Genomic DNA, 9,227 nt, shown 5'->3' on the forward strand with positions numbered 1-9,227 from the left:
CCAATGGAGAGCCGAACGATTTTTATCCGCATCAATCAATAAGGTGGGCGCTTTTTCTTGAAAATAGGCGGCCAAATGAATCGATGTGGTGGTTTTCCCGACCCCTCCCTTCAGTGCTACGACGGAAATAATCATGAACGGATCGAATAAGTGAGTATTTTCTAGTGTACTCCCAGACGGACTGAAAACCGTTTAAGTTTCCCCGCAGAAAGGCTATCAGTCGGGATTCTAGATTTTTGAGCGTGACTCTTTCGATATCATATCGATAACTTTTTACGGTTTAAGGCACACATCTATTATCTTGGCGAATATCCCAACTACCATCAACACGAAATAAAAATAAACAGCGTTTGTCGGGTGTACCGGCAGCCACTAAAGTAATTCTGCCTAACTGTCCCCAAGAACCCCCTAACCCCTCTCTTGTGTCGCCCCAACTAGCGCGATAAATTGTCCCTTGATTACCCGCCGGTCCGTTAACTCGGCGTAGGGTAGAATTATTAGTATCGATGCTAACGCCGCGAGTGATGGGAGTCCAATCGGTGACATTTTCACATTCGTCCCCCTGCACTTTGGCCACTTTAATCTGTTCGGTCTCACTTGCGGCCATGCACAAAGATATAGGGTGAGAACCTCCTCCTGTGGCTTGATAACGGGTATTTTTCCATTGTTGGGATATTTCAAAGGTGGCGATATTTAAGCGAATCCAAGCCATGAAACGATGATAAACAGAAAGGGCAATGGTTAAGAGAATTCCTAATAAAATTAGGGTAACTAACATCTCGACTTGAGTTAAGCCAGAGGTGGATTTTTGCCGATTAAAAAGCTGTAAATTGCGAAAAGTATTAGAAGAAAGGTCGAAGATATTCATAAGCCTCATCTTGCCTTTTTATTTTCAATAAATTATGGGATTAGAAAGGAGCAACAATTAATTTGCGCTAGGATAATCCACATAATTTACTGCTGTTATTACGGACAAAATTGACGGCGATCACAATTTTTCGTGATATAAGCAAAAATGAGCTAAATAAAAGCAATTTTGCAATTTTATGATCAATTCAGTTTATTTGCTCTGTTTATATAGCCAAATGTCCCGCTAACGAATAAATCCCAATTGTCGTCTAGCCTCGAATAATCCGATGGCCACACTAACGGAAAGATTTAAACTTCTCACCCCCGGTTCTGCCATGGGAATATAAACCGTGTCATCACATTGATTTAATAAATCTGCTGGAATACCGTCGGTTTCACTGCCAAAAAGTAGCCAATCTCCGCTTTGATAGCTGTATTCCAGATAACTACTGCTGCCGCGCACGGTAAACCCGATCGCCCTTCCGCCGCTCTTTTGTTGATATACACAAAAGTCATCGATTGTCAAGTGGTACATAAGTTTTACATAGGGCCAATAATCTAAGCCGGCCCGCTTCAGATAGCGATCGCTAATTTCAAAACCCAAAGGACCGACTAAATGCAATTCTGTCCTCGTTGCGGCGCAGGTACGGGCAATATTCCCCGTATTTGGCGGAATTTGCGGATTAATTAAAACCACTCGTAAAATCGCTTCAGTCATCAGTTATCAGTTATCGGTTATCAGTTATCAGTTATCAGTTATCAGTTATCAGTTATCAGTTCACTGTTCACAGCAAAAAACTCCCCACCTCTCAAGTCATAATTCATAATTTATAATTTATAATTCCCACCTCTCAATTCATAATTCATAATTTATAATTTATAATTCCCACCTCTCAATTCATAATTCATAATTTATAATTTATAATTCCCACCTCTCAATTCATAATTCATAATTTATAATTTATAATTCCCACTTCCCTTGGGTGAGGACTAACTATACTAGATTCTGCCCCACCCTAGTCAAACTTATTTTAAATTGGTATAACTATCCATACTCAACGGGACTAAATCGCCATGGATGGTCAAACCTAACAACATTGTTGCATTAGCGGGGATTAAATTGCCTGTAAGAGCGCAAATCTCATTTTTTCTAGCTGTAGCGTTAAATACTGCCCTTATATCGCCAGCACAAAACTGCGGTCGATAATCTCCTGATTTCTGTTGAACGAAATTCCATAGGACATCGCGAATGAGCGCTTGATAACCTTGATTGCCGGAAATCTCTTTCAGCTTGTCTTTGAGGACTCTTTCCAGACGAATGCTGGTGACTTCCATATCGGTAGTGGTGGTGCGTGTGATTGTCCGCATAATTTTTTCTCCCGAATACTAAACCTATTGGTGTTACAAGTGTAGTATAAGAAAGATACCTTTAACAAGCACAACCGGCGAAACCATCACCTCTGCTGCTCTTTTATTGTTACCTCTAAGGAAAAACCGCGTCTCGTCAGAATCCTATTTTGCTGTTAGAAAAAACATTGCTTATAGCCTATTTATTAAGAAAATTTTAGGTAGAGTGCGTTAGGCAATCTCTTGTTTTTAGGAAAAAAAATCAAGCTCTTGTTAAGGAACGGATATTTAATGAGTAAAACTTATTACATAAAGGACAAGAGAGGCATTTATTATCCCGATTTACTCTATTATTGGTCAAGTAACCCATCTTTAATTTCCCTTCTGATCTCATCTAAGTATTGGGAAGATTGCTGATAATTAGTATGATCTCTATCGTTTATTTCTACCCCTTCTGCTAATTGAAAATTTGATGTAGTTTTTAAATCGTTTATTTCTACCCCTTCTGCTAATTGAAAATTTGATGTAGTTTTTAAATCGATAATTTTAGGGATAGGCAGTTTGATAGGAATAGCTTTTGGATAGCTAAAATAGGTAGCAAAATCTAAGTAGCCTAGTTTTTCATCAATTACTATCCATTCTTGATCGATTAACTGCATTTTTGGTTCTTTGACACCAAAAGCATATAGAAAAGCTGCCGCATAAAAACCAGCATGGTAAAAGAAGTTATCTGTATTATGAGAACTACTGAAAGAGGTGGTCAGTGTAAAATCTCTTTGTCCAGTGCAAATACGATCAGAAAAAATGTCATCAATTGACTTTTTTAACACTTGATCAAACTGATAGGTTTCTTGCTGATTAAGTGCGGGGGGTATTTCATAGTTATAAAAACAAGTCAACCAAAATGTATTATTTTTGCCAGAAAACTCCAGTCCAGATTTTTCTAGAGTGAAAGGTATATTTTTCTCGTCTTCTAAATGTCTTCTAGAATCTGATACTTGTTGGTAAAAGCATCGATAACTAAATTCACCGTCTTTACCCCGATAATTAATTTTTCGGAGACGAATAGCATTGATTAATTTAATCCAGTCAGACTTCAGCATAAACGGCAATCGCATTGATTAAATAATTAACCATTATTATAGCAGTTATCTTAAGGGTGAGATAGGAAGTTTTGGTTTTGGGGAGCAGGTCGTCGGTCGTCCATAGCAAATTAGGTTATACTTCATCTTGATAAGAAACGCTGTCATATACCCAAACCCCTAGAAAAAAATCGCTATTGTTCCTCAGATTGACAATAACTCTAATTGTCTCCCCTGTAGGTCTTTAACCCCGATATTTTCTTGAGAATCTCTGGATAAATCTAAAACCTTAATCACCTCTTTTGCCACCGCTTTTACCACGGGAATAGCCACAGAATTGCCGAACTGTTTATAAGCTTGGACATCGCTAACAACAATCTGAAAACTATCGGGAAATCCCTGTAATCTTGCCCATTCTCTGGGGGTCATTCTGCGGACGAATAATTTATTTACCTCTCCCTTAATGCGAGTAACCGGAGTAAAATTAGTCAGTCTTTGATCGATAACTAAATTTCTTTCTTTTCCCATACCTCCCACCACAATAGCATTAGCGATACCATCGGGAGAAATAATCTCATAACCAAAACCATTACCTTTATTTTGGTGTCTGGCCCTGTGTTTAAACAAAGTTTCTAAATACTGATTAGAGAGATAATATTTAACGCTGACTTCCTTTTCTTCTAGGATATCTTTGAGACAAGTTTCTTGATGGGTTGGTTGGGGATAGGAAAAATGGTAAATATTTAAATCTTCTCGAAAACCGATGATAAAAATTCGGGGACGGTTTTGAGGAACCCCAAAATATCTGGCATTTAAAATCTGGGGACTAGGGACAAAATAATGCAAATCCTTTTCTAGTATATCTAAAATAGTTTTTAAAGTTTTACCTCGATCATGATGGACTAAACCCTGGACATTTTCTAAGATAAAAGCTTTCGGTTTCTTTTCGTGTAATATCCGGGCAACTTCAAAAAATAAGGTTCCGCGTGCATCTTCAAAACCGTGTTTTCTGCCGGCGATACTAAAGGCTTGACAGGGAAAACCGCCGCATAGTATATCATGATCGGGGACAGTTTTTACCTCTAATTTTCTGATGTCTTGATTATCGGGTAAATGACCATAGTTAGCCAAGTAAACCTTTTGGGAGTGAGGATCGATTTCCGAAGAAAAAACGCATTGACAACCGAGATTTTCTAGGGCGATTCTAAATCCTCCTATACCGGCAAATAAATCAATAAAAGTCCACATATTTTCTCTATTCTAAGCTTTTGTTTTGATCCCAGAGACGATATTAAACCAGCTATCTTAGATTTTAGTATAAATGCTCGCATCTTTTTCCTCGCCAAAAAAAATCGGGAGTAGAATTACTACTCCCGATAAGCTATGAACTTTAGACTTGCCAATTTATTGGAATATACTGGCAACCTTGGCGCTTACGTCGGGTTTAGTTTCAGCGTAGATATTTTGACGAGTAGCGGCGATTTCTCTGTAGGCTTGACGCACTTCCGAGTTAACTGCCACCGTTTTCACATCGTAGATACGGGTAGCTAGTTGGGGATAAAAACCGATAGCGACAATCAAAGCGAGGAAAGAGACAGCGATAAAGATTTCTCTGGGTTTAGCGTCAATATATTCTGATTCGTCAGGAAGGACACAGCTAGTACCGAAACAAACTGCCTGTTCGTTACTTTTGTTGGGGGTAATGTTAGTAATATCGCAGGAAGAACCATCTCCGTAGAAAACTTGACGGAGCATGGAGAGTAGATAAATCGGGGTGAGGATTAAACCAACGGAAGCGAGGAAGACAGTCACAACCCGGAAGGTTTGGCTATAAACGTCACTGCTAGTGACACCGATAAACACAGTAATTTCACTGGCAAAACCGCTCATTCCGGGTAACGCTAGGGAAGCCATGGCGCCAGCAGTAAAGAGAGCGAAGACTTTCGGCATCGCTTGAGCAATCCCACCCATCTCGTTTAAAGCTAAGGTATGGGTGCGGTCATAGGTGACACCAGCAAGGAAGAATAAGACGGCGGCAATTAAACCATGGGAGAGCATTTGTAACATAGCGCCGCTAATACCCACATCGGTGAAGGAAGCAATCCCTAAAAGGACGAATCCCATGTGTGAAACCGAGGAATAAGCGAGACGGCGTTTCATGTTTTGTTGACCGAAGGAAGCGAAAGCACCGTAGATAATATTAACGACACCGAGAATCGCTAGAATCGGGGCAAAGTAGATGTGTGCATCGGGTAGAAGCCCCATATTAAGACGGATTAAACCATAACCACCCATTTTGAGGAGAACACCAGCGAGAATCATCGATACAGGTGCAGAAGCTTCACCGTGAGCATCGGGGAGCCAAGTATGGAGGGGGAAGATGGCGAGTTTGACTCCGAAAGCGATTAATAAACCAGCGTAAAGGACTAATTCTAAAGCGAGGGGATAATCTTTAAATCCTAATTCCGCCATATCAAAGGTCATCGCGCCACCACCGTAAAGGGCCATGGCTAGACCGGCAACGAGGATGAAGATAGAAGCGGCGGCGGTGTAGAGTAGGAATTTAGTGGCGGCATAACGACGTTTTTGACCACCCCAGATGGAAACGAGTAGATAAACGGGAATTAACTCGATTTCCCACATTAAGAAGAATAATAATAAATCTTGGGCGACGAAAACACCAATCTGAGCGGCGTAGAGCAACAGCATCAGGAAGTAGAATAAACGGGGTTTGCGGTCCACTTGCCACGCGGCCAAGATAGAAAGGGTTGTCACCAATCCTGCTAATAAAACTAACGGTGCTGAGATACCATCCACTGACACCGCCCAACTTAAACCAATTTGGGGAACCCAATCGATTTTTTCTACTAATTGTAAGTTGGGGTTGCTTAAATCATATTTTTGTAAAAAGACGTAACACATTAATATAAAGTCTGCTAGTCCGACTCCAAGCGCGAACCAACGAACAGTTTTTCCTTCTTTGTCGGGGATTACAGGGATCAGGAAAGAGGCAAGCAAGGGGAGCAAAATGATGGCAGTGAGCCAGGGGAAGTTAGCCGTTAGCATGGCAGTAAGAAAAAATACCTATTTCGTTATGTGTTCATTTTATGCGACTTTGTAAAATTTTGTGAATATTTTTTGGCCTACCTTTACCATAGGCTTTTGTCTATAGTTGGCGCATCATCATCGATTAACCCAAATAAGCTTGTTTGACTCGCTCATCCTTGAGTAAATCCCCGGCTTTTCCCGCGATAGTCAAGCGTCCCGCTGCCAAAACATAGCCGCGATTGGCAGTTTCTAAGGCTAAATGGGCGTTTTGTTCCACTAACAGGATAGTTACTCCCGATTTATTTAATTTACGGATAATACTGAATATTTCTCGCACTATCTGCGGCGCTAGTCCTAAACTGGGTTCGTCTAGTAACAATAACTTGGGACGACTCATTAAAGCTCTGGCAATCGCAAGCATCTGCTGTTCCCCACCGCTTAGGGTTCCCGCTAACTGCTCTCGGCGCTCCGATAGTCGGGGAAAACGTTGCAACTGCTCTTCGATATCGCTTTTTACTCCTAGGCGATCGCTTCTCGTATACGCACCTAACTGCAAATTTGTCAAGACTGTTTGACGCGCTAAGATTCTTCTCCCTTCCGGACTATGGGCAATTCCCCGCTTAACGATTTCATGGGGCGGTAAATGGGTAATATCTTGACCTTGATAAATTATTCGCCCCGTCTTTGCCGTTAAAATCCGAGATATCGTCTTTAGAGTCGTCGTTTTTCCTGCTCCGTTCGCTCCAATCAGGGTGACAATTTCCCCTTCTTCTACCCTTAAGCTAACCTGCTGTAATGCCTTGATTCCGCCATAATTAACCGATAAATCGCTAATTTCCAACATAAACCCAGTCAAATCCCAATAGGATCACTATAGCAGTGATCAGTTATCAGTGATCAGTGACCAGTGACCAGTGACCAGTTATCAGTTATCAGTGATCAGTTAAGTAGGTGGGTGGAATTAAATATAAAATGAACGTAGGTTGGGTTGAAGCATGAAACCCAACGCCCGCATGGGTTACGCTACCGCTAACCCATCCTACAAATAATTGTGCCTACCTACTTACCAGTTACCAGTTACCAGTTACCACTGATCAGATGTGAGTTTTTGGTCAGTCCCGATGAAAAAATTTTCACCCCCACAGAGGAAAGAGGTTTCCTTCCCTACACCCCACACCCTACACCCTCTTTCAAGTCAGAGATAAGGAGGAAGTCTGAGCATTTGTACTAAATTTTCCCAGACACAAATTAACAGTGCTGTCTTTTCACTGCTTACTGTTTACTGATAACTGATAACTGATAACTGATAACTGTTTACTGATTATCTGCCTAAAACTTCCAAGACAACTGGGGCAACTCCCGATTGGAAGACACCGATAATCGCTGCCGCACCTCTGGAGAGATCGATGACGCGACCACCGCTAAACGGACCGCGATCGTTAATTCGCACCACCACCGAGCGCCCATTACGCAGATTAGTTACCCTAACCCTAGTGCCGAAAGGTAGATAGCGATGAGCGGCAGTTAAACCACTAGAGTTAAAAGTCTCACCACTAGCGGTGCGACGACCGTGGAAACCAGGACCATACCAAGAGGCCATTCCCTGTTTACGGGGGCGACTGCTGGTTTTTACCGCTTGGGTTGTTTTCGGCTTCTCTGCTGGTGTCACTGAGGCAGGATTGCTGGCCGGGGCCGGCTTGACTTGATTGGGTTGTGATTGGGGTTGTACCGTCGAAGGAATGGCCTCTTGGGTTCGGGGTGTAACGCTTGCAGGGACGGTATTTTCTTTGTCCACTAGGGACTCCAAAGTTTTTAGAATTTCGTTAACATTATCTTGAGCCGAACGTGATAATTTAATATCTGAATCAGATGTTCGACTATTAGAAAAAGCGGACAGAACGATTTGAGTAGTTGACTCGACCACAGTTTGACGATCTAGGCTAATATCCGTCAGGCTGTTGCTGTGTCCTGCTGTCTGGGAACAAATTATCGAGGCTGTAGTCCCCACTACGGTAAGGGCAGTTACAGCTTGTAGTTTGTTGATCAGTTGTTTATTCATAGACTTTCTTATTGTGCGTTAGCAAGTTCCCAATGCAAAGCTGAAGGAATTTGCTAACATTCCTTTTTGCTTGCAAAGCTAACTTGGTTGCGTTCTGTTCAACCGTATCACGGAAAATTGGTTGGTCATTACAAGAATTTATATCGTTATCGGGCAAGAGAATCAAAAATTTAAATAAAGGGTTGACCTGCACCAAAAACCAAGTTAAGATGGAAGGTTTTTAATTTTTTGTGTCCTAGAGGGGGGCAGGGTTAGAAAAACTTAGGGAATTAGTGAAATTTCGAGGGGGAATAATGCTAGTATTGACAAGGGTTTCAAGGATTATCAGCCCTCCCCGATTTCCCTCTATAGCAGCAGATAATGGTTAATAAAACTGTTTTCTTCGCTACAAAAAACTAGATTTTTAAGATCAATGTTAAATCAGACCAAGGATCAGAGATTAAAAATTATAATAGGGGCTTGACAAGCAACTAAAAATAAGCTGTTATTAGCCAAACTTAACTATAGAATCAGAAATGCTGATACAGGCTAATACTAAATCCTGTTTAAAAGGGATAGGAAATTATGAATTATGAATTATGAATTGGGGAGTAGGGAGTTTTTGGCTGTGAACAGTAAACAGTGAACTGAAAACCCGCATCTGATCACTGAATACTGAGGACCGACTCCTAACCCCACGAAAAGCTTTTTGCCGCAAACCCTATATAGGGCTTGCTGAATAAATCTAAAAACCTTGTTGGATAAGGCTTTTAGACTTTTTTGACCTCAAAAAGTGCCGACCATTGGAGGGATCGGGGGTAAAATTCAGGTACTTTTTCCCTGAAAATTAGGTAACTGACTAC

9 protein-coding genes are annotated in these 9,227 nt (G+C 41.3%); all 9 read right to left on the minus strand.

The genetic code is table 11. The annotated features are described in order from the left end of the window. Positions 1–135 (minus strand): ParA family protein (locus PX484_RS06250; protein ID WP_288103175.1); only part of this gene is annotated, 135 nt, incomplete at its 3' end. Between the two features lie 145 nt (positions 136–280). After that, positions 281–868, minus strand: a complete 588-nt coding sequence (locus PX484_RS06255; protein ID WP_287764630.1) for a prepilin-type cleavage/methylation domain-containing protein — start codon at positions 866–868, stop codon at positions 281–283. A 225-nt stretch (positions 869–1,093) separates the two neighbouring features. Next, complete coding sequence (locus PX484_RS06260) at positions 1,094–1,567, minus strand: tRNA (cytidine(34)-2'-O)-methyltransferase (protein ID WP_002803984.1); 474 nt, start codon at positions 1,565–1,567, stop codon at positions 1,094–1,096. Between the two features lie 308 nt (positions 1,568–1,875). Continuing rightward, the gene (locus PX484_RS06265) at positions 1,876–2,217 is read right to left on the minus strand and encodes a hypothetical protein (protein WP_002803985.1); all 342 of its coding nucleotides are present in this window, start codon (positions 2,215–2,217) and stop codon (positions 1,876–1,878) included. Positions 2,218–2,546: 329 nt separating this feature from the next. Further along, on the minus strand, positions 2,547–3,314 hold the full coding sequence (locus PX484_RS06270) for a hypothetical protein (RefSeq protein WP_288103173.1): 768 nt from the start codon (positions 3,312–3,314) through the stop codon (positions 2,547–2,549). A 168-nt stretch (positions 3,315–3,482) separates the two neighbouring features. After that, positions 3,483–4,526 carry a DNA cytosine methyltransferase gene (locus tag PX484_RS06275; RefSeq protein ID WP_287670629.1) on the minus strand — a complete coding sequence of 348 codons (1,044 nt, stop codon included), beginning with the start codon at positions 4,524–4,526 and terminating at the stop codon, positions 3,483–3,485. A 156-nt stretch (positions 4,527–4,682) separates the two neighbouring features. Further along, positions 4,683–6,344, minus strand: coding sequence for an NAD(P)H-quinone oxidoreductase subunit 4 (locus PX484_RS06280; protein WP_287670631.1), 1,662 nt, complete (start codon positions 6,342–6,344; stop codon positions 4,683–4,685). Between the two features lie 124 nt (positions 6,345–6,468). Further along, a complete protein-coding gene (locus tag PX484_RS06285) occupies positions 6,469–7,170 on the minus strand; it encodes an ABC transporter ATP-binding protein (RefSeq protein ID WP_287670633.1) in 702 nt (233 codons plus the stop codon). Between the two features lie 477 nt (positions 7,171–7,647). Continuing rightward, entirely contained in the window at positions 7,648–8,385 is a 738-nt protein-coding gene (locus PX484_RS06290; RefSeq protein ID WP_002803995.1) for a septal ring lytic transglycosylase RlpA family protein, read from the minus strand. Positions 8,386–9,227 lie beyond the last annotated feature (842 nt).

Origin of the sequence: Microcystis sp. M49636_WE2 (assembly GCF_030065375.1) — a bacterium.
Classification (GTDB): domain Bacteria; phylum Cyanobacteriota; class Cyanobacteriia; order Cyanobacteriales; family Microcystaceae; genus Microcystis; species Microcystis aeruginosa_C.